At 72.3% G+C, this 19335-nt stretch carries 12 protein-coding genes; 3 read left to right on the top strand and 9 right to left on the bottom strand.

Annotation, left to right across the window (positions count from 1 at the left end):
* Positions 1-2: 2 nt before the first annotated feature.
* From LZ604_RS14240 to LZ604_RS14225, 4 genes are all read right to left on the bottom strand, one after another.
* Positions 3-1385, bottom strand: coding sequence for a M1 family metallopeptidase (locus LZ604_RS14240; protein WP_234515440.1), 1383 nt, complete (start codon positions 1383-1385; stop codon positions 3-5).
* A 68-nt stretch (positions 1386-1453) separates the two neighbouring features.
* On the bottom strand, positions 1454-5338 hold the full coding sequence (locus LZ604_RS14235) for a Pls/PosA family non-ribosomal peptide synthetase (RefSeq protein ID WP_234515439.1): 3885 nt from the start codon (positions 5336-5338) through the stop codon (positions 1454-1456).
* A 252-nt stretch (positions 5339-5590) separates the two neighbouring features.
* Positions 5591-6277: a GAF and ANTAR domain-containing protein gene (locus LZ604_RS14230; protein ID WP_234515438.1), complete on the bottom strand. Its 687-nt coding sequence runs from the start codon at positions 6275-6277 to the stop codon at positions 5591-5593.
* 157 nt (positions 6278-6434) lie between these two features.
* Positions 6435-6812, bottom strand: coding sequence for a winged helix-turn-helix transcriptional regulator (locus LZ604_RS14225; protein ID WP_234515437.1), 378 nt, complete (start codon positions 6810-6812; stop codon positions 6435-6437).
* A gap of 139 nt (positions 6813-6951) precedes the next feature.
* On the opposite strand from LZ604_RS14225, the gene LZ604_RS14220 reads away from it, so the two are divergent.
* Positions 6952-7602, top strand: a complete 651-nt coding sequence (locus tag LZ604_RS14220; protein WP_234515436.1) for an FMN-dependent NADH-azoreductase — start codon at positions 6952-6954, stop codon at positions 7600-7602.
* Between the two features lie 704 nt (positions 7603-8306).
* On the opposite strand, the gene LZ604_RS14215 is transcribed toward LZ604_RS14220, so the two are convergent.
* Positions 8307-11684: a pyruvate carboxylase gene (locus LZ604_RS14215; protein ID WP_234515435.1), complete on the bottom strand. Its 3378-nt coding sequence runs from the start codon at positions 11682-11684 to the stop codon at positions 8307-8309.
* A gap of 269 nt (positions 11685-11953) precedes the next feature.
* On the opposite strand from LZ604_RS14215, the gene LZ604_RS14210 reads away from it, so the two are divergent.
* Both LZ604_RS14210 and LZ604_RS14205 read left to right on the top strand, forming a co-directional pair.
* Positions 11954-13594, top strand: a complete 1641-nt coding sequence (locus LZ604_RS14210) for a PH domain-containing protein (RefSeq protein ID WP_234515434.1) — start codon at positions 11954-11956, stop codon at positions 13592-13594.
* A gap of 75 nt (positions 13595-13669) precedes the next feature.
* Complete coding sequence (locus LZ604_RS14205; protein ID WP_234515433.1) at positions 13670-14410, top strand: DUF4142 domain-containing protein; 741 nt, start codon at positions 13670-13672, stop codon at positions 14408-14410.
* Positions 14411-14488: 78 nt separating this feature from the next.
* On the opposite strand, the gene LZ604_RS14200 is transcribed toward LZ604_RS14205, so the two are convergent.
* The 4 genes from LZ604_RS14200 to LZ604_RS14185 form a co-directional block, all read right to left on the bottom strand.
* Entirely contained in the window at positions 14489-14992 is a 504-nt protein-coding gene (locus tag LZ604_RS14200) for a hypothetical protein (protein WP_234515432.1), read from the bottom strand.
* 2 nt (positions 14993-14994) lie between these two features.
* Positions 14995-16428 (bottom strand): molybdopterin-dependent oxidoreductase, encoded by a 1434-nt coding sequence (locus LZ604_RS14195; protein WP_234515431.1) that lies wholly within the window; start codon positions 16426-16428, stop codon positions 14995-14997.
* A gap of 605 nt (positions 16429-17033) precedes the next feature.
* On the bottom strand, positions 17034-18500 hold the full coding sequence (locus tag LZ604_RS14190; protein WP_234515430.1) for a glycosyltransferase 87 family protein: 1467 nt from the start codon (positions 18498-18500) through the stop codon (positions 17034-17036).
* Entirely contained in the window at positions 18497-19324 is an 828-nt protein-coding gene (locus LZ604_RS14185) for a methyltransferase domain-containing protein (protein WP_234515490.1), read from the bottom strand. Before LZ604_RS14185 ends, LZ604_RS14190 begins: the two co-directional genes overlap by 4 nt.
* Between the last annotated feature and the right edge of the window lie 11 nt (positions 19325-19335).

The raw sequence follows: 19335 nt of genomic DNA, 5'->3' as shown, positions 1-19335 counted from the left end.
AATCACACCGACCCGGCGTTGCTCGGGGGATGCGGCGGACGCATCGGCACCGCAGCCGCCGGGGCCGGCAGCGGCGGCAGCGCCGGCTCTTCCACCCACGCCGTGAACAGATCGTCCAGGGGCCGGCCCGCGCAGCGGGCGGCATGCGCGGTGAAGGCGCCAGTCCTCACGACCCCGCCCCGGTGGGCGGCCGCCCAGCCGCGCAGCATCCGGTGGAACGTCTCCTCGCCGACCGCGCAGCGCACGGCGTGCAGCACCAGCCCGCCGCGTTCGTAGAGACGGTCGTCGAACATCCGCTTGCGGCCCGGGTCGGACAGCCGCAGGTCCTGTGGCAGCGAGGACAGCTTCCGGTGTGCCGCCGCGGCGAGTTGGGCGGCCGTGGGGCCCCCCGACCGCTCCGACCAGAGCCACTCGGCGTACTTCGCGAAGCCCTCGTTGAGCCAGATGTGCCGCCAGTCGGCGACGGACACGCTGTTGCCGAACCACTGGTGCGCCAGCTCGTGCGCCACCAGCCGCTCCGAACCTCGTGCGCCGTCGACGTGGTTGGAGCCGAACAGCGACAGCCCCTGCGCCTCCACGGGGACATCGAGTTCCTCCTCGGTCACCACCACCGCGTACTCGCCGAATGGATACGGGCCGAAGAGTTCCTGGAACAGCTCCATCATGGCGGGCTGGCGCGCGAAGTCCCGGGAGAACTGCGGGAGCAGACGGGCGGGGAGGTGCCCGTACTGCGGCACACCGTCGTCGCCCGGATCGCCGAGCAGCACGGTCTGGAACCGGCCGATCACCAGTCCCACCAGGTAGCTGGAGGTCGGTGCCGGCTGCTCGTACACCCAGGTGGTCGTCGACGCCTTCGTCGTCCGCGTCAGCAGGCGCCCGCCCGCCACCACCGAGTACGCCGACGGTGTGGTGACGGAGATCTGGTACGACGCCTTGTCCGCGGGGCGGTCATTGCACGGGTACCACGACGGCGCTCCGACCGGCTGGCTCGCCACCAGCGCCCCGTCCTCCAGCTCCTCCCAGCCGATCCCGCCCCAGGGGCTGCCGACCGGCTTCGGATTGCCCGACCAGTGGACCTCGACGGTGAACGCGGCACCCGCCCGGATGGGCTTGGGCGGGCGGATGCGCAGCCGGCCGCCGCGGTGCGTGTAGTGCGGCGCCCGGCCGTCGACCCGGATGCGGCCGATCCGGAAGTCGGCCAGATTGAGCTGGAACTCGGTGAGCGGGGCCCGGCCCGCGATGGCGCCCAGCCGGGCCGTCCCGGTGAGCCGGTTGGGGCCGGGGCGGTAGTCCAGCGTGAGCTCGTAGCGGTTCACCCGGTAGCGGGGGTCGCCGCTGGCCGGGAAGTAGGGGTCCGCCGCCTCCACCTTCTGCTGAGGGCTCACTGCTGCTTCTGCTCCCTGCGCTGTGCTCGTACGTCGTGCGGGTGCCCCGTCACCCGGCCCGGACCGAGTCACGTCGCTCGCTTCCGGGGACGCCATGCCTCGATCGGGTTGCCCAGCCAGCGGGTGTCGTCGGGCACCGACTCCGCCGCCATCACAAGCGAGGCGGGACCCAGCGTGGTGCGGGCCCCGACCGTGCTGCCGGGCAGGACGATTCCGCCAGGACCCAGCGTGGCGCCCGCGCGGAGGATCACAGTATCCGTCCGCAAGATCCGGTCATGGAAGAGGTGCGTCTGCAGCACACAGCCACGGTTGACGGTGGACCCGTCCTCCAGCGTCACCAGATCCGTCTCCGGCAGCCAGTAACTCTCCACCCACACACCCCGGCCGATCCGGGCGCCGAGTGCGCGCAGCCAGAGCGTCATCAGCGGCGTGCCCGGCACCGCCCCGGCCAGCCACGGCACGGCCACCACCTCGACGAACGTGTCCGCCAGTTCGTTGCGCCAGACGAACGAGCTCCACAGCGGGTGCTCCTCGCTGCGGTGCCGGCCCACGAGCAGCCACTTCGCCACGACGGACACGGCACCGGCGGCCAGTCCGGCGGCGAGGAGCACCATCCCGCACAGCGGCCACGCCCAGTCGCCGAGCGCGCTGAGCGCCGCGGCCGTCAGCACGGCGAGTGCCGAGGAGCAGAAGACGGGCACGATCCTGCACAGTTCCACCAGCCCGCGCGCCCAGAGCAGCCCGGCCGACGGGTCGTAGGTGCGGCTCCGGTCGCCGTCGGCGGCCGTGCGGGGCAGCTTCACCGGCGGCAGTCCCAGGTAGGAGCTGCCCTTCTTCGCCTTCTTCGGGGTCGCCGACAGCACCCCCACCAGCCCGCCGTCCGGCACGCTCCGGCCCGGCGCGGTCATCCCGGAGTTCCCGAGGAACGCCCGCCGCCCGATCTCCGCGCGCCCGATCCGCATCCAGCCGCCGCCCAGTTCGTACGGTGCGGTCAGCGTGTCGTCCGCCAGGAACGCCCCGTCGCCGACCGTGGTCAGACTCGGCAGGGCCAGTACGGTCGACACCTCGGCGCCCCGGCCGATCCGCATGCCCAGCAGGCGCAGCCACACCGGGGTGACCAGCCCGGCGTACAGCGGGAACAGCGTCTCGCGCGAACGGTCCATGAGCTGGGTGACCGTCCAGGCCTGCCAGCCGATCCGGCTGTGTGTCGGATAGGTGCCCTCCCGCAGCCCGAGACTCGTCAGCCGTACGGCGATCAGGAGCAGCAGCGCGTACGTCAGCCCGAAGGCGAGCGTGGCGGGAACCAGCGCCACGGCGGCCCCCCGCAGGGCCCCGCCGAGACCGGCGGCCGGATCGACGAACAGGTGCGCCACGAGGAGCGCCGCCGCCCCCGCCGGCACCGGCAGGGCCGTCAGCGAGAATCCGCTGACGCCGTACATGGCCCGCCACCAGGTGCCCCGCGGCGGCCGCTGCTTGGGCCAGTTGCGCTTGGCCTTGCCGAGCTTGACGGCGGGCGCGCCGGCCCAGCGCTGTCCGGTCGGGATCTGCCCGGCGACGGCCGAACCGGGTGCCACCTCGGCGCGCTTGCCGACCCTCGCGCCCGGGAAGAGCATGCTGCGCGTGCCGACCACGGCGTGCGCGCCCACCTTGACCGGGCCGATCTCCAGCTCGTCGCCGTCCAGCCAGTACCCGGCCAGATCCACCTCGCGCCCGACGGAGGCGCCCCGGCCCAGCTTGAGCATGCCGGTCACCGGCGGAAGGGAGTGCAGATCCGCGTCCGGGCCGATCCTGGCGCCCAGCGCCCGTGCGTACCGTTCCAGCCATGAGCCCGTCAGCGAGGTCGCCCCGCTGAACTCGGCGAGCCGTTCCGCGGTCCACAGCCGCAGGTGCACACCGCCTCCGCGCGCATGGCGGCCGGGCTTGACGCCCCGCAGCAGCAGCCGGGCCCCGCCCGCCGCGATCGCGAGCCGCCCCGGCGGGCTGAAGAACAGCACCGCGCCTGCCGCGACGGCCCACCACGAGGTGGTCGGCGCCCACGGATACGGACCGAACCAGTGCAGTATGTTCCCGAACGCGGCCAGCGCCACGGTCCAGCGCAGCCCCAGCACCGTGAACAGGGGGACGAGCACGAGGAGTTGCAGTGCCCCGGCCCGCTTCGGAACGGGCCTGACCACGCGCTCGGCGCCGTCGTCCTGTGCCGACTCCTCCAGATGGCGGGCCAGTTCGCGCAGGGTCGGCCGCTGGTAGATGTCGAGGACGGCCACGCTGGGGTGGCGGAGACGCAGACGGGTGGTGAGCTGGGCGGCGGCCAGGCTGTTGCCGCCGATCGCGAAGAAGTCGTCGGACGCGTCGGCCACCGGGATGCCGAGGACCTCGGTCCACTGCTCGGCGAGCCAGGCCTCCGTGCCGTAGAGCCGGGCGGCGGGGCCTTCCAGGCCCTCCAGGGGCCAGGGCAGCGCATTGCGGTCGACCTTGCCGGAGGTGCGGGTCGGCAGGTCCTCGACCGGCGCGAGCAGCGGGACGAGCGCGGCGGGCAGTTCGGCGCGCAGCCTGTCGACGGCCGCCGCGTGGTCCCACCCCTCCTGGGTGACGACATATCCGACGAGGAGCTGATTGCCGCTGCGGGCGGTCCGCACCGCGGCGGCGGCGCCGGCCACCCCGGGCAGGGCCTGGAGTGCGGCATCCACTTCGCCGAGCTCGATCCGCCGCCCGCCGAGCTTGATCTGCTCGTCGGCGCGCCCGAGGAAGATCAGGCCCTCGGGCTCGGCCCGGACGAGGTCCCCGCTTGCGTAGGCGCGCTCCCAGCCGAGGGACTCCAGGGGTGCGTACTTCTCCGCGTCCTTCTGGGCGTCGAGGTACCGGGCGAGCCCGACCCCGCCGATCACCAGCTGTCCGCTGCCGCCCATCTCCACCGGCCGCCCGGCGTCGTCCACGACGGCCAGCTCCCAGCCGTTCAAGGGCAGTCCGATGCGGATCGGCTCCTCACCGGTGAGCAGTGCGGCGCAGGCCACCACGGTCGCCTCGGTCGGACCGTAGGTGTTCCAGACCTCGCGTCCCTCGGTGACCAGCCGTTGCGCGAGTTCCGGCGGGCAGGCCTCGCCGCCGAAGATCAGCAGACGGACGTCGTTCAGCGTCTCCGGCTCCCAGAGCGCCGCCAGGGTCGGGACGGTCGAGACGACGGTGATCTCCTGGTCGACCAGCCAGGGGCCGAGGTCGGCCCCGCTGCGCACCTGCGAGCGCGGTACGGGTACCAGGCAGGCCCCGTGCCGCCAGGCCAGCCACATCTCCTCGCAGGAGGCGTCGAAGGCCACGGAGAGGCCCGCCATGACCCGGTCGCCGGGCCCGATCGGCTCCTCCTTCAGGAAGAGGTCCGCCTCGGCGTCCACGAACGCGGCGGCGCTGCGGTGACCGACGGCGACGCCTTTGGGCTTGCCGGTGGAGCCGGAGGTGAAGATGATCCAGGCGTCGTGTTCGACGCCTGGGCGGGCCGCGGGGACGCCGGACGGGTCGTGGACGGTCAGCCGGTGCCCGGCGCCGACGACCGCGCGAACCTCCGCCTCCCCGAACACCAGATCGGCCCGCTCGTCCGGGTCCTCGGCGTCCACCGGGACGTAGGCGGCTCCCGCGGCGAGCACGGCCAGGATCGCCACGTACAGGTCGTTGGTGCCGGACGGGACGCGCACCCCGACCCGGTCGCCGAGGCCCACCCCGGTGTCCGCGAGGCGCCGCCGGAGGGTTTCGACCTCGGCCGCCAGGGACCGGTAGGTCAGGCAGCGGCGGCCGTCGTCGAGGGCCGGTTCGTCGGGGTACTCCCGTACCGTGGCCTCGAAGACGTCCACGAGGGTGCGTGACGGGGCGGCGGGGGCGGCGGAGAAGCGGGCGCGATCGCCGAACTCGGCGCGCACCTCCGCGTCGGACAGCGCGAGTGCGGGGCCTTGCTGGAGGGCTGCCATCAGGTCCTCACGTGTCGTTCCCGGAACGCTCCGGGGCGCTGGTGGGCCCGCAGGGATGCCTGGGGATCTTCCGGTCCAGCTCCAAACAAGCGGGCAATTTTAGTACGGGGAGGGACACGGGCCGGTCCGTACGCCCTCCGAGGGACTGCCCGGAGTGCCCGGAAGCGGAGATTCCGGTGTCCTGACGGTGTCCTGACGTGGGGATGTGTCACCGTGACGAGATCTGCCCCACACCCACGCTTCCGGCCCGCTTCAGGCGAGGCTGCCCTGTTCGCAGACGTGCCGGGCGACCTCGCGGAGCTTGACGTTGTGCTGCTGGGAGTAACGGCGCAGCACGTCGAAGGCCTGCTCCTCGGTGAGGTGGTGGCTGCCCATCAGGATGCCCATGGCTTCACCGATGACGTGGCGGGTGGCGATGGCCTCCTGGAGCTGGGCGTGGGTGCGGGCGCTGGAGAAGGCGACCGCGGCGTGGGAGGCCAGCAGCCAGCCGGCCGTCTCGCTGGCCTCGGAGAACGCGCCGGGCGTGCGGGAGTAGAGGTTCAGCGCACCGAGGTCCTCGTCCTCGGTGAACAGCAGGAAGCCCATCATGCTCCCCAGCCCCAGCTTCCGGGCCTCGGGGACGTAGGCGGGCCACCTCCGTTCGCCGGAGAAGTCGGCGATCCGGAAGACGCGCTCTCCCACGGAGCTGCGGGCGGCGTCGAAACAGGGGCCTTCACGGAGGCGTTGCTGGAGTTGGTCGCTGTCGACGACCAGCTGGTCGGTCGGGGCGAGGCTCTGCACCTGGTTGCCACGCAGGACGAGGATGCCGGCCGCGTCGCAGCCCTGGACGAGTCCGGTGGCCGAGGCGGTGATACGGCCCAGCGTGGCGTTCACGGATTCCTGCGCCAGGAGGTCACGCGCCATGGTCGCCATCTGCTGGGCGAACGCACGCCAGTCCATGCCGTCTCCCTCTCACGCGCGCCCGTGAACCTCACCACACACCTACCGTCTCACCGGTGAGACGTGGCCGGGGACATACAGGGGAGCTTCCGGCGCCGCGTCACGCGATCGGCCCGTGGAACATGCCGGCGCGGCCGCTTTGCGCGGCTGGCAGCCGTCAGCCGTCACACCGCCGCGCCTCCGCGCAGGACCGGCCGTCCGGGAGATGCACCTTCGCCCACTCCCCGAGCTCTTTGAGCGCCGGCTCCAGCGCGGCCCCCGACTCCGTGAGGCGATAGCAGACCCGTAGTGGCGGGCCTTCGTCGACCTCGCGCACGACGAGCCCGGCGGCGCCGAGTTCCGTGAGGCGGTCGGAGAGCATGCGTTCGCTGAGGCCCGGAATGGCGCGGCGCAGGGCGGCGAAGTTCGCCGACTGCTCGATCAGCACGGCCACGATCGGGCCGGTCCAGCGTTTGCCGAGCAGCTGGAAGACGCGGGTGATGCCGTCGTCCACCTGCTTGCACGCTTCGGTGCCGTGGCTCTGTTCGACCGTCATGCCCGCCAGGATACTGCGCCCCCGTACGGGGGTGAAAAAAAGTAAGCACCTATGTTATCTATAGTCGAGTACGAAAGCTTAGGGCTCAGAGGCCCGCCACCGGCGGGTGCCTCTGCCCTCCGTTTACTGGGAGATCCCGATGGCCACCCTTCTGCACATCGATTCGTCCGTTTTCCCGGCTTCCGCCTCCGCGTCCCGGGCGGTGACGGACACCTTCCGCAAGGTCTGGGAAGAGCAGCACCCCGGAGGCGTGGTGATCTACCGGGACCTCTCCGCGGACCCCGTAGCGCACATCAGCGCCGACGCCCACACAGCCGGGTTCGCCGACCCCGCCGCCCACACACCGCAGCAGGCCGGCGCCTTCGCCGAGCGCGTGCAGCTGATCGAGGAGCTGGAGCGGGCGGACGCCGTGCTGATCGGCGCCCCGATGTACAACTACTCGATCCCCTCGACCCTCAAGGCCTGGCTGGACAACGTGATCCTGTTCGGCCGCACCGCAGGCGAGAGCCCCTCCGCCAAGGGCACCCCGGTCACCGTGGTCGCCAGCCGCGGCGGCTCCTATGCACCGGGCACGCCGAGGGAGCCGTTCGAGTACGTGCAGAACTATCTGACGGCGGTTCTCGCCGACACGCTCGGCCTCGAGCTCGACTTCATCGTCCCCGAGCTCACGATGGCCCCGCACAACCCGGCCATGTCCGAGCTGGTGCCCCTCTTCGAAGCCTCCCGCGAGCGCGCTCTGCAGGCCGCGGCGACCAAGGCCAAGTCCCTCGCCGAGCGCCTCACCGCCTGAGCGGGCCGGATCACGCAAGCCGCAGTCCCGTCTCAGCCGTCCCTTCCTCGGTGAAGGGCGGCCGAGGCGCGCTGCTCCTCGCCCGGCGATTCCGGGTAGAGGACGATGCCCAGGCAGAAGCTGACGGTCGCGTCGCCGAGCGTGAGGGCCGGCTGCGAGGCGATCGGCGGGCCTCCCTGGTGGCACAGCCCAGCAGGAGGAGCAACAGCGAACCGGCGGCGAAGCCATAGGCCTTCCAGGCCAGGAAGAACGCCGCCGCCCCCTCCTAGGACATGGTGTTCATGGCGGACTTGACCAGCGCGGCGGTCAGCGCGTCGCCGATCGCGGCCGCGGCGGCCAGGCAGGCCGCGCGCCGGTCCGAGGGGCCGGCGCAGCCCGGCCGGCGCGAGCAGGGGCTCCGGCGCCACCCACGACGACGAGCGCCGGCACCCACCCCCGCACCCGGAAGACCGCGCTGCCGGCCAGGAGAGCCGGCGGAAGCTCCAGGATGAACAGCGGCTGGACCGCCGCCAGAGTCCCCGCGTTCAAGGCCAGCGCCCGGAAGAGCGCGGCGAGACGACCCCCGGGATGCCCCCGAACCAGACCGGGCTGTGCAGCAGCTGCCGAACACATGACACCCCTCGGCGGGGGGCGCCGCCCGGGACGCCGGCTGTGGAACCTTTGGGTCCGCAGCACGTGTCTCACCGACGTCCCGGGAGGGCGCACTAGGCGATGACCATCAGCAGGTCGCCGCCCTCCACCTGCTGCACGGAGTCGACGGCCAGGCGGCTCACCGTTCCGGCGACGGGCGCGGTGATGGCGGCCTCCATCTTCATCGCCTCGATCGTCGCCACCGTCGCGCCCGCCTCCACCTTGGCGCCCGGCTGCACGGCCAGGGTGACGACCCCCGCGAACGGTGCGGCGACGTGCCGGGGGTCCGACTTGTCGGCCTTCTCCGCGGGCGGAAGGTCCGAGGCGACCGAGCGGTCACGGACCTGGAGGGGCCTGAGCTGGCCGTTGAGCGTGGCCATCACCGTGCGCATGCCGCGCTCGTCCGCCTCGCCGATCGCCTCCAGTTCGATGAGGAGGCGTACGCCGGGTTCGAGGTCGACGGAGTGTTCCTCGCCGGGGCGCAGCCCGTAGAAGAAGTCCTTGCTGGGCAGGACGCCGGTGTCTCCGTAGGCCTCGCGGTGGGCCTGGAACTCCTTGGCCGGTCCCGGGAACAACAGCCGGTTGAGAGTGGCCCTGCGGTCCTTGTCCAGGCCCTCGCGGTCCTCCTCGGTCAGTTCGGCGGTCGGCTTGGCCTCGGCGCGGCCCTTGAGGGCCTTGCCGCGGAACGGTTCGGGCCAGCCGCCGGGCGGGTCGCCCAGCTCGCCGCGGAGGAATCCGACCACCGAGGCCGGGATGTCGTAGGCGCCCGGCTCGGCGGCGAACTGCTCGGGGGTCACGCCCGCGCCGACGAGGTGCAGCGCGAGGTCGCCGACCACCTTGGACGACGGAGTGACCTTCACCAGACGGCCGAGGATGCGGTCGGCGGCCGCATACATGGCCTCGATCTCCTCGAACCGGTCGCCGAGACCCAACTCCCTTGCCTGCACCCGCAGATTGGACAGCTGTCCGCCGGGGATCTCGTGGTCGTAGACGCGCCCGGTGGGCGAGGCCAGTCCCGCCTCGAAGGGGGCGTAGATGCGGCGCACGGCCTCCCAGTACGGTTCCAGGTCGCAGGCCGCCCGAAGGCTCAGCCCGGTCGGGCGCTCGGAGTGGTCGGTGGCGGCGACGATCGCGGACAGGGACGGCTGGGACGTGGTGCCCGCCAGGGAGGCCACCGCCCCGTCCACGGCGTCGACGCCCGCGCCGATCGCGGCCAGATAGGTGGCCAGTTGACCGCCGGCGGTGTCATGGGTGTGCAGGTGCACCGGGAGGTCGAACTCCCGCCGCAGCGCCGTCACCAGCCGCGTGGCCGCGGGTGCCCGCAGCAGCCCCGCCATGTCCTTGATCGCCAGGACGTGGGCTCCGGCTTCGACGATCTGCTCGGCGAGCCGCAGATAGTAGTCCAGCGTGTAGAGCTTCTCGGCCGGGTCGGACAGGTCGGCGGTGTAGCACAGGGCGACCTCGGCGACGGCCGTGCCGGTCGCGCGTACGGCGTCGATCGCGGGCCGCATCTGTGTGACGTCGTTGAGCGCGTCGAAGATGCGGAAGATGTCGATGCCGGTGCGGGCGGCCTCGTCGACGAAGGCATCGGTGACCTCCGTCGGGTAAGGGGTGTAGCCGACGGTGTTGCGGCCGCGCAGCAGCATCTGCAGGCAGATGTTGGGCACGGCCTCGCGCAGCCGGGCCAGCCGCTCCCAGGGGTCCTCGGCCAGGAAGCGCAGCGCCACGTCGTACGTGGCGCCGCCCCAGCATTCCAGGGACAGCAGCCCGGGGAGGGTGTGGGCCACGACGGGGGCGGCGGCCAGCAGGTCCTTGGTGCGGACACGGGTGGCCAGGAGGGACTGGTGGGCGTCGCGGAAGGTGGTGTCGGTGACGGCGACTTCGGTCGACTCGCGCAGCGCGCGGGCGAATTGCTCCGGTCCGAGTTCGGTCAGCCGCTGCTTCGAACCGGCGGGCGGCCGGACATCGGACGGGACGTCCGGCAGCTTCGTCGCGGGGTCGACCAGGCGCGGGCGCGCGCCGTGCGGCTTGTTGACGGTGACGTCGGCGAGGTAGGTGAGCAGGCGGGTGCCACGGTCCGCGGAATGGCGGGCCGTCAGCAGGTGCGGGCGTTCCTCGATGAAGGAGGTGGTGACGTGTCCGGCCCGGAAGTCGGGGTCGTCGAGGACCGCCTGCAGGAACGGGATGTTGGTGGCCACGCCGCGGATGCGGAACTCGGCGACCGCGCGGCGGGCGCGCCGCACGGCGGTGGCGAAGTCACGGCCCCGGCAGGTCAGTTTCACCAGCATCGAGTCGAAGTGGGCGCTGATCTCGGAGCCGACGAACGCGGTGCCGCCGTCGAGCCGGATGCCGGAGCCGCCGGGCGAGCGATACGTGCTGATCGTTCCCGTGTCGGGGCGGAACCCGTTGGACGGGTTCTCACTCGTGATCCGGCACTGCAGGGCCGCGCCGCGGACGTAGACCGTGTCCTGGGAGAGGCCGAGGTCGGCCAGCGACTCCCCCGAGGCGATCCGCAACTGCGCCTGCACCAGATCGACGTCGGTGACCTCCTCGGTCACGGTGTGCTCGACCTGGATGCGCGGGTTCATCTCGATGAAGACATGCCGGCCGTCGCGGTCGACCAGGAACTCGACGGTACCGGCGTTGCGGTAGCCGATGGTGCGGGCGAAGGCGACGGCGTCGGCGCAGATACGGTCCCGCAGCGCGGGGTCGAGGCCGGGAGCGGGGGCCAGCTCGACGACCTTCTGGTGCCGGCGCTGTACCGAGCAGTCGCGCTCGTAGAGGTGGATGACGCCACCCTGGCCGTCGGCGAGGATCTGCACCTCGATATGGCGCGGGTCCACGACGGCCTTCTCCAGGAACACGGTCGCGTCCCCGAACGCGGACTCGGCCTCGCGGGAGGCCGCCTCGATCGCCTCCCGGAGCTTCGCAGGCTCCTCCACCCGCCGCATGCCGCGCCCGCCACCGCCGGCGACCGCCTTCACGAACAGGGGGAAACCGACCTCCTCGGCGGCCGCGAGGAGTTCGTCCACGTCGTTGGAGGGACGCGAGGAGCCGAGCACCGGCACTCCGGCGGCGCGGGCCGCGGCGACGGCACGGGCCTTGTTGCCGGTCAGCTCCAGGATCTCGGCGCTCGGGCCGATGAACGTGATCCCGGCCTCCTCGCAGGCGCGGGCCAGATCCGGATTCTCCGAGAGGAACCCGTATCCGGGATACACGGCGTCCGCCCCAGCCCGGCGCGCGGCGCCCACGATCTCCTCGACCGACAGATAGGCGCGCACCGGGTGGCCCTTCTGGCCGATCTCATAGGCCTCGTCGGCCTTGAGGCGGTGCAGCGAGCCGCGGTCCTCGTAAGGGAACACCGCCACCGTTCCGGCGCCCAGTTCATAGGCCGCGCGGAACGCTCGTACGGCGATCTCACCACGGTTCGCCACCAGTACCTTGCGGAACATCAACGGTCCCTTCTCATGTGTGCGCCGGGTCGGCGCGTGCAGAGCGTTGCCATGCCGACACCGGTGCCGGGCCCGCGCCCGGAGTGCGACCGGCCGGTCCATCATCTGCCCGTCATCGACGGTCACGTATCCATTCCGGCGACCGCTGGGACGACATCCACGTTGCCGGAAGCCGCACCTCACCTGCGGTAGGTCGGCCACGTTGCCGGTCGGGAAACGGTGGCACCCTACTCGAACACGGGGCCTGGAACAGTGGCAGGATTCCGCGCGTGATCAATAACACGAAGGTGAACTGCCGTCCCCGGGGGAGGCGCACCCTGTGGTTCTTCGTCGGGCTCGGTGCGTCCGGGGCGGTGGCGGCCGTGGTGCGCGTGGCGTATCGGGGCAGGGTCCTGGACGTATGGCCGGGGCTCGGTCTGCTCCTCGCACTGATGGGTGTCGCGTCGCTGCACTGGGTCGTCGCGCAGGTGAGCGCCGACGCGTACGGCCTGCACTCCCGGACGCTGCTGCGCCGGCGGAGCGTGCCCTGGGGCGACGTCGCCGACCTGCGCGTACGTCTGCGGCATGCGAACACCTCCCGGATCCATGACAGCCGTCGCGTCATCCTGGTGCTGCGCGACGGACACAAGAGGCTTCTGCCCCTGCCGCGGAGCTGGGCGTCCGACGACCCGGACTTCGACGCGACGCTGGAAGCGCTCCGCGCGCTTCACCGCCGCCACGGAGCCCCGGAGTCGAGCCACCTCTCCGTCGTGTCGTACCGCACCGCCGGGCACGGCTGGCTCGGTTCGCTGGCCCTGTGCGTGCTGCTGCTCGCCGGCGCGGGCGTCAGCGCCTGGTGGGTGCCCCGCTCCGCGTCGGACGAGCGGGCCTGGCAGTCGGCCACCCCGTGCGCCGCCGAGACGCCCGGCACGGACCGAGGGGGATCCCGCCTGCTCGAGCGAGACCGAGAGCATGGGAGAGACTGCCTGTCCACCGTGCCGGCCGTGATCGCGCGGGTCGAGGCCCGTCAGCCCAAGCAGCGCAGCCTGCTGTATTTCACCGGCAGCCGGCCGCTGGAGCGGCTCGAGGTGTCCTATGAGGCCGCCGAGGACTTCCAGGCGGGCGACAGGGTCCAACTGACCGTCTGGCGCGGCCGGGTGACGAAGGTCTCGGGAGAGGGCCATGTGTGGCGCGAACACATCACCACGCCCGGGGAACTGGCCGTCATCGCGGCCCTGCTCACCCTTGCCGCGGGCTACCCCGGCGCCCTGCTCCTGCTGCGCCTGCGCGGGCGGCGGCTGCCCGACGACGAGGTCCTCCCGTCGGCCCTTCCGTTCGCGGCCGTGCTCGCCGGTACCGCCCTGTGGCTGCTGCCGCTGTGTCATCTGCACCCCACGGCCCCGCTCTCCTCTCCCGTGACGGCCACCTGGGCGGCCGTGGGCTCGCTGGCCACCGCGGGCCTGTTCGTCTGGGCCTGGCGCGCCACCCGGGTCCGTATGCCCGGGTCGGCCGGGACCGGAGCGGCCGGAACGGCCGAGGAGTCGGCCGAGGAGTCCGCCGAGGGGCAGGAGGAGGTGTTCCTGGCCGCCCGCTTCCTGGAGGACACCGACTACAACCCGCACGGCTTCGGCACCCACATCGTCATCGGCGGCGGCGACGGGCCCGCGGTGACGCCCCACCCCGGACCGGGCCGGTTCGCCGCGAGACGGATACCGGTGGAGCGGCTCACCGTGAAGAACGTACGGCGCGTCCGGGGCGGCGACGGCGACACGGTCTCCAGAAGCTGGCACATCGCCGAACTCGACGACGCGGGCGAGCCGGTCCGCCTCGCGGCCGCTCCCGCCGACCTGACCCGCATCATCCGCGAGCTCGCGGTCCGCCCTCCGACACCGCCTGCTGTGACGCACCACACACAGCAAAGGGCAAAGTGATGCTCAGCACGGTGATCGATCCGCGGGATGCTCCCGTACTCCTTGGCGGACAAGTCGTTCGCGTCTGGAGGCAGTATGCCCATTTCCCGGAACCTGGCAGGAAGCGTCTTCGTGGCCGGTGCGCTGGGCCTGACCCTCACCGCCCTCGTCTACCCGGCCATGCTCGGCGTCCAGACCACGTCCAGCTCCCCGGATCGTGTCATCGCCAACACCCGCTACGGGCCCCTCACCGAAACGGATCGCGACTTCGTCGTCAAGGTGCGTTCCGCCGGGCTGTGGGAGTACCCGCTGGGCGAAATCGCGCTCAAGAAGGGCTCGACGCCCGAGATGCGGGAGGCCGGCAAACACCTGATCGTCGGCCATGCCGGGCTCGACGCGATGTGCCGCAAGATCGCCCCCGAACTGGGCGTCACCCTGCCCAACCAGGCCACCCCGCAACAACAGCAGTTCGTGGCGACCTCGAATGCCCAGTCCGGCAAGGAGTTCGACTCGACGGCGGCCAACATCATGCGTGTGACCCACGGCCAGATCTTCCCAGCCATCGCGAAGGTACGCGCCACCACGAAGAACACCCTGGTGCGTCAACTCGCCGACCTGGCCAACGACACGGTCCTCGACCACATCACCGTGCTGGAGAAGACGGGGACGGTCAATTTCGACCAGGTCCTCTTCCAGCAGAGCACCCCGCCCAAGCTCCCCAAGGACCAGCTCACCCCGCCCCCGCCCCAGCCCGGCGCACCGATGGTCGTCCTCACCCCACGCCCCGACCTGAACGTGCACACCGCCTCCCCCACGCCCAGCCCGGCGGTCGGCTGACACGCGCGACGGCCGACGCCGTCCCCTCCCCGGGCGCAGGGCCGCCGCGGACGCGAAACGGCCTCTCCTTCGCGATCGTCACGGTGCGGCGTCGTGGCCCGGGGCCGGCCGATGCTCGTCGGCGCGGGCGGCACGGCGCACCCGGCGCAGTTTCCATGCGAAGGCTCCTGCGGAGGCGCCGAACAGCACACCGGTGATGGCCAGCCACCGCCCGAGGTAGACGCTTTGGGACAGTCCGGTGGCACCGGAGTAGGGGGCGGAACGAGCGAAGATGAGGGGGAACCAGACGAGCAGGAGCACTCCGGACAGGAAGGCGGGGACGCGCAGGAAGTTGGTCCATGGCAGTCGCGGTACGCGGGTGGTGCGATGTCGCAGCACGGCGGGAGCCGTCAGGTCGGCGAGCGAGTACAGCGGGAGCAGGATCAGATCGTGGACGATCGCCGCGCCGACGAACCAGACCGCCACGGCGAGCGGCCGGACGGCGAACAGACGCACCATGGCGTAGGCGGTGAGAGCGAACGAGCAGATCAGGACGAGCAGGTGCAGCGGATGGGAGCCGTACCAGCGGATGAAGCGTGCCATGGTCACGTCCTGAAGGTGAGCCGGTGCACCCACTTGGTGTTGTTCACCCCGGGGTTGGCCGGGACGATGACGCGGGCCGGGTAGCCATGGTCGATCGAGAGGTCTGCGCCGTTGACGCGCAGAGCGAGCAGCGATCGAGGGTCATGGATCTGATTGCCTCGCAGCACCACCGAGCTGTAGGGGCCGGGCGGCTGGACGGATTCCACCAGGACGCTCGATGCGTTCGGCAGCCCGGCCAGGGCGGCCAGATCCGTGAGCCGCAGGCCGCTCCAGCGCTGGTCGGGGGTGGACCATCCCTCCACGCACGCGATGGGCAGCGCGGCGTTGTGGTGGCGCATCACAAGGAGCTGCTCACGGGTGAAGACCAGGGCCGGACCGCGGCCGAGGACGTGCAGCCGCCAGTCCCGGCCGATGTGTGCGGAGGTGACACCGACGGCCGCGGCCGTCTTGTTGATCTGGAAACCGTTCGGGCCGCTGCCCGGGACGCGGTTGTGCGGCGCGAGCAGGGCGCTCTCGCGCAGCCGGCCGCCGATGCTCTGTCCGGCCGTGACCACGAGCAGGAGCAGCGATCCCGCTCCCACCATCCCGACCGCACCACGACGGGTCATGGTGGGTGCCTGAGGGGCGGTCGGGACCAGGCCGTCGGGGTCGGGGGGCTCGGGCCGGGTATGGGCGAGGTCGGTGCGCAGCTCGCCGGCCAGGCTGCGTGAGCGCAGGGCGCGCCGCATCCGGCCGAGCCGGATGCCGGCATGGACGACGAAGGCGGCGATGAACACCCAGGCCCCGTAGAAGTGCAGGGTGTAGAAGGAGCCCGGGAACACGTAGAAGAGCTGGACGTTGAAGATGCCGGTCACGAACTCGAAGATGACCCCGCCCACCAGTATCAGCAGGGAGAGCCGTTCCAGACCGTGGGCGACGGTCCGCACCGGCGGCCACTCGAACAGCTTGGGAATGACGGACCACAGCTTGGCCAGCAGCACAGGCACCAGCGTCACACCGAGCGTGACGTGCACACCCTGGGTCAGCCGATACAGCCAGTACGGGTGCGTGGGCCAGTCGAAGAGGTAGAAACCCAGTACCCCCTTGTCCGGGGTCTGATCGTTGAGCGGGCCCAAATCCGGGTTGTACGCGGCATAGGAGAGCATCCCGGTGATGAAGATCAGGGGGATGCCGATCAGCAGAACCAGGCCGAACACGGACGTCAGCCAGGGACCGCGGATCGGGCTGCGCCAGAACTCGGGCCGGAAGGGCCCCGGCGGTGGGGGCGTCTGCCCGACCCGCCGCGCGACGGCCCGGACACCGGCGGCAGCCCGCTCGATGAGAGCCGCTGTGGTGGCGCGGGCGCGTCTGAGGCGTTCCCGCGCGTGCCCCTCGTCCGCAGGGGGCTTCGGCCCGCCGGACGCACGCGAGGCCGGCGGCCGTCCGTCATCGCCCATCGGCCGTCTCCTCCGTCTACGGGCGCCTCAGGGCCGCCGAGCGCATGGCGCCGTCAGCGCCAGGCACGGTGAGCCCCCGCACACTCTCAAACTGGCACAGGTGCGATGGGCCGGCCGCGTCCGGCGTATACACGGATGTATGCCGCCAGCCGAACGGCCGAACCGGCGCTCGGCACCCGTCACGGATCCTCGGGCCACCGCCTCATGATGGTCGGGTGCGACGGCTCAGCGAACGGCACCACGCCTTCGCCGGGCCAGACCGCACCCGGCTGAGCTGGGAGCTTGCCCGGTTCGTTGTGGTCGGTCTCGCCTCCACGGTGGCCCGGGCGCTGCTGCACCGGGCCGGGGGCTGCACTGGTCTTGGCCCGTGGCGTCCTGGTGACCGGTATGCGCTTCCCGGTACTGCGGCTGGTCGGCTTCCGGCGCCGCCGCTGATGCGGCGGCGCCGTACGGGGTCGGTGCCCCGGCGCGCCCCGCCGTGGCGGCCGGTCCCTCAGGCTGGCCCTCGACGCCGGGCCGACGCTGTGCGTCCACAGGATGCAGCACCCGGGCTCCCGGGTTCGGCGAGCGACTCCCCGGGATGCGGCCGGCGTCCTGGATACGCGTCAGGTGCACGTCCGGCACCCGCCACGGCGCCGCTCCAGGAGCTGCCGTGCCGGGGCAGCCCGCAGGCAGACCCCGAGCGCGACGCACACGGCGGCCGTGCCGTACACCCACGCCTGGAGAGTGAAGCCCGGCAGCAGTCGGCCACCGAGGTAGAGGACGGTGCCGGCGGCGGTGACGGTCAGCCACTCCCAGCGGCCGTCGAGGGCGACCAGGCCGACGACGAGGAGCGAGTACCAGGGGTAGCTGGGCGAGACCAGCAGCAAGGCGGTTCCGGTCAGCAACAGGGCACCGCGCCAGGGGCGGGCCGGGTCGCCGCGCCACCATATGTACAGGGCGGTCAGCGTGAGCAGCACGATGACGGCCGCTCCCGCGGCCGCGTCCGGCAACAGCAGCCGCAGAAGCGCGAACCGGTGCACGTGCCCCGGCTCGTAGCCCTCCTCCTGGAGGTAGCCGGGCAGATAGCCCAGGACGCCCGTACCGGAAGCGACGACATAGGGCAGGTAGGCGAGAGCGACAGCGGCGAGCAGGGCCGAGACCACGCGCACCACGCGCGCCGGGTTGCGTTGACCGGACAGAGCGCCGGGCAACGCCAGAACGGGCAGCAGTTTCACGGCGGTCGCGGCGCCGAGGAGTGCGCCGCGGCGGGCCCCCGCGCCGGCGGTCCCGAGGGCGAGCACGGTGAGCAGGACGCCGAGGGTGTCGACATGGGCGTTGTTGACCGCTTCGAAGGGGACGGCCGGACACCACCCCCACAGCGCTGCGCGGGCCGGGGCCCGGGCGGGGTCACCGCGTCGGCGCAACACGAAGAGCAGGGCGAGGGTGGTGCCGAACGCCAGGACGGCGCCGCCGACCTGCAGCGGCTTGTGGCGGCTGTCCGGTGGTGAGAGGACGTGGACGGTGAAGAACCACACCTCGGCGACGGGCGGGTAGATGGTGGGCACGGTAGGGCGGTTGATGCGGACGCACAGCCCGCTGTCCGTACGGGTCAGTCCCCACTCGTGGCAGGAGCCTTGGGTGGGGAACAGCCAGTCGTCACGCAGCCGGGCGAGTTCGGGTGCCGCGGGCGGGTGGGCGTACGGGGATACCCCGGCGGCCTGGACCCGGCCGTCCCAGGCGTAGCGGTACATGTCGTTGCTGGTGCGGGGCGGTGCGGCGAGTGCGGCCAGGGCCACGGCGGCCGCACCGGCCAGGACCAGTCCGGTGGCGGCGCGCGCCGGGGCTTTGCGTACGGCCCACACCGCGGCGGCGAACAGCACCCAGGCGACGGCGTACCGGGCCAGCAGGCGGCCGGGGTCGCTCTGGTTGTCGCCTGCGCGCACCGTCTCGGCGACGACGATGGTGAGTGCGGCGAGGAGAGCCGCGGTGACGATGGTGCTGATGCGGGCCGTTGTTCGCTTCATAGGTGCGGCGGGCCCGCTGGACGGCGACTGGGTGGATCGACCGTGTGGAGCTGCGGTGTCGCTCATGGGTGTGTGGGCCCTCCGGCGGCAGTGGGGTGCTCGTCGCGATGCCCGGGCTTCGGGCTGTGCAGTTCCACGAACGGGCGGCCCTCGGCCGTCCACCGGCCGGTCAGGACCCATCCCGCGGCGTCGGCGGCACGCAGCAGGGCGGTGGTGCCGAGGCGGGCCCACGGAAAGGGGCGGCCATGGCGGCCGTGGGCGTCCTCCACGCGTACGGTGAGGCGCTCGTCCACGTCGTGCGGGACGGCCTCCGCCAGCAGGCGCCCACCGGGTGCGACCACGGCGCGGAGGCGGACGAGCAGGGCGATCGGGTCACCACCGATACCGACGTTGCCATCCATCAACAGGGCGGTGCTCCAGTGGCCTTCCCCCGGCAGGCGGTCGAAGACGGACCGGCGCACGGCAGCACCCCCGCGCTGTCGGGTCCCGGCCACTGCGGCCGGGCTGACGTCCACGCCGAGCGCCCGCACGCCCCGGGCAGCCAGGGCCGCCACCAGACGTCCCGGTCCGCAGCCCACGTCGAGAACCGGGCCGGAACAGCGGTGCAGAATGCCGGTGTCGGCGGCGTCGGGCGCGACGCACCAGCGCTCGACGTCCAGCGGCAGCAGGTCCCCTTCCCCTCCGGCGTTGCCCGGGCGGGCCGGTGGTGACAGGCGGCGCAGGTAGAGCGGGCCACGGCCGGTGCGCAGGGCGTGAGCGTAGGGGTCGTCCGTCCACGCCTCGCCCGGCTCCGCGGGCCCGTGCCGATCGGCGGGACGGATCTGCGTGGGCAGCCGGGCGGGCCGTGCGGCCACGGTGTGGGGTCTCGGTCGGGCCGCGGTCTGTGTCATCCCCTCGGCGA

This window comes from Streptomyces glomeratus (assembly GCF_021462825.1).
Lineage (GTDB): Bacteria > Actinomycetota > Actinomycetes > Streptomycetales > Streptomycetaceae > Streptomyces > Streptomyces glomeratus.
Note: the sequence above shows the minus strand (reverse complement) of the source record. Positions and strands in the feature narration are given on the sequence as shown.

What these genes read in the sequence shown, in the direction of transcription:
- LZ604_RS14235 (WP_234515439.1), bottom strand. Translation starts at nt 5,338, where the DNA reads ATGGCAGCCCTCCAGCAAGGCCCCGCACTCGCGCTGTCCGACGCGGAG.
- LZ604_RS14230 (WP_234515438.1), bottom strand. Translation starts at nt 6,277, where the DNA reads ATGGACTGGCGTGCGTTCGCCCAGCAGATGGCGACCATGGCGCGTGAC.
- LZ604_RS14225 (WP_234515437.1), bottom strand. Translation starts at nt 6,812, where the DNA reads ATGACGGTCGAACAGAGCCACGGCACCGAAGCGTGCAAGCAGGTGGAC.
- LZ604_RS14220 (WP_234515436.1), top strand. Translation starts at nt 6,952, where the DNA reads ATGGCCACCCTTCTGCACATCGATTCGTCCGTTTTCCCGGCTTCCGCC.
- LZ604_RS14215 (WP_234515435.1), bottom strand. Translation starts at nt 11,684, where the DNA reads ATGTTCCGCAAGGTACTGGTGGCGAACCGTGGTGAGATCGCCGTACGA.
- LZ604_RS14205 (WP_234515433.1), top strand. Translation starts at nt 13,670, where the DNA reads ATGCCCATTTCCCGGAACCTGGCAGGAAGCGTCTTCGTGGCCGGTGCG.
- LZ604_RS14200 (WP_234515432.1), bottom strand. Translation starts at nt 14,992, where the DNA reads ATGGCACGCTTCATCCGCTGGTACGGCTCCCATCCGCTGCACCTGCTC.
- LZ604_RS14195 (WP_234515431.1), bottom strand. Translation starts at nt 16,428, where the DNA reads ATGGGCGATGACGGACGGCCGCCGGCCTCGCGTGCGTCCGGCGGGCCG.
- LZ604_RS14190 (WP_234515430.1), bottom strand. Translation starts at nt 18,500, where the DNA reads ATGAGCGACACCGCAGCTCCACACGGTCGATCCACCCAGTCGCCGTCC.
- LZ604_RS14185 (WP_234515490.1), bottom strand. Translation starts at nt 19,324, where the DNA reads ATGACACAGACCGCGGCCCGACCGAGACCCCACACCGTGGCCGCACGG.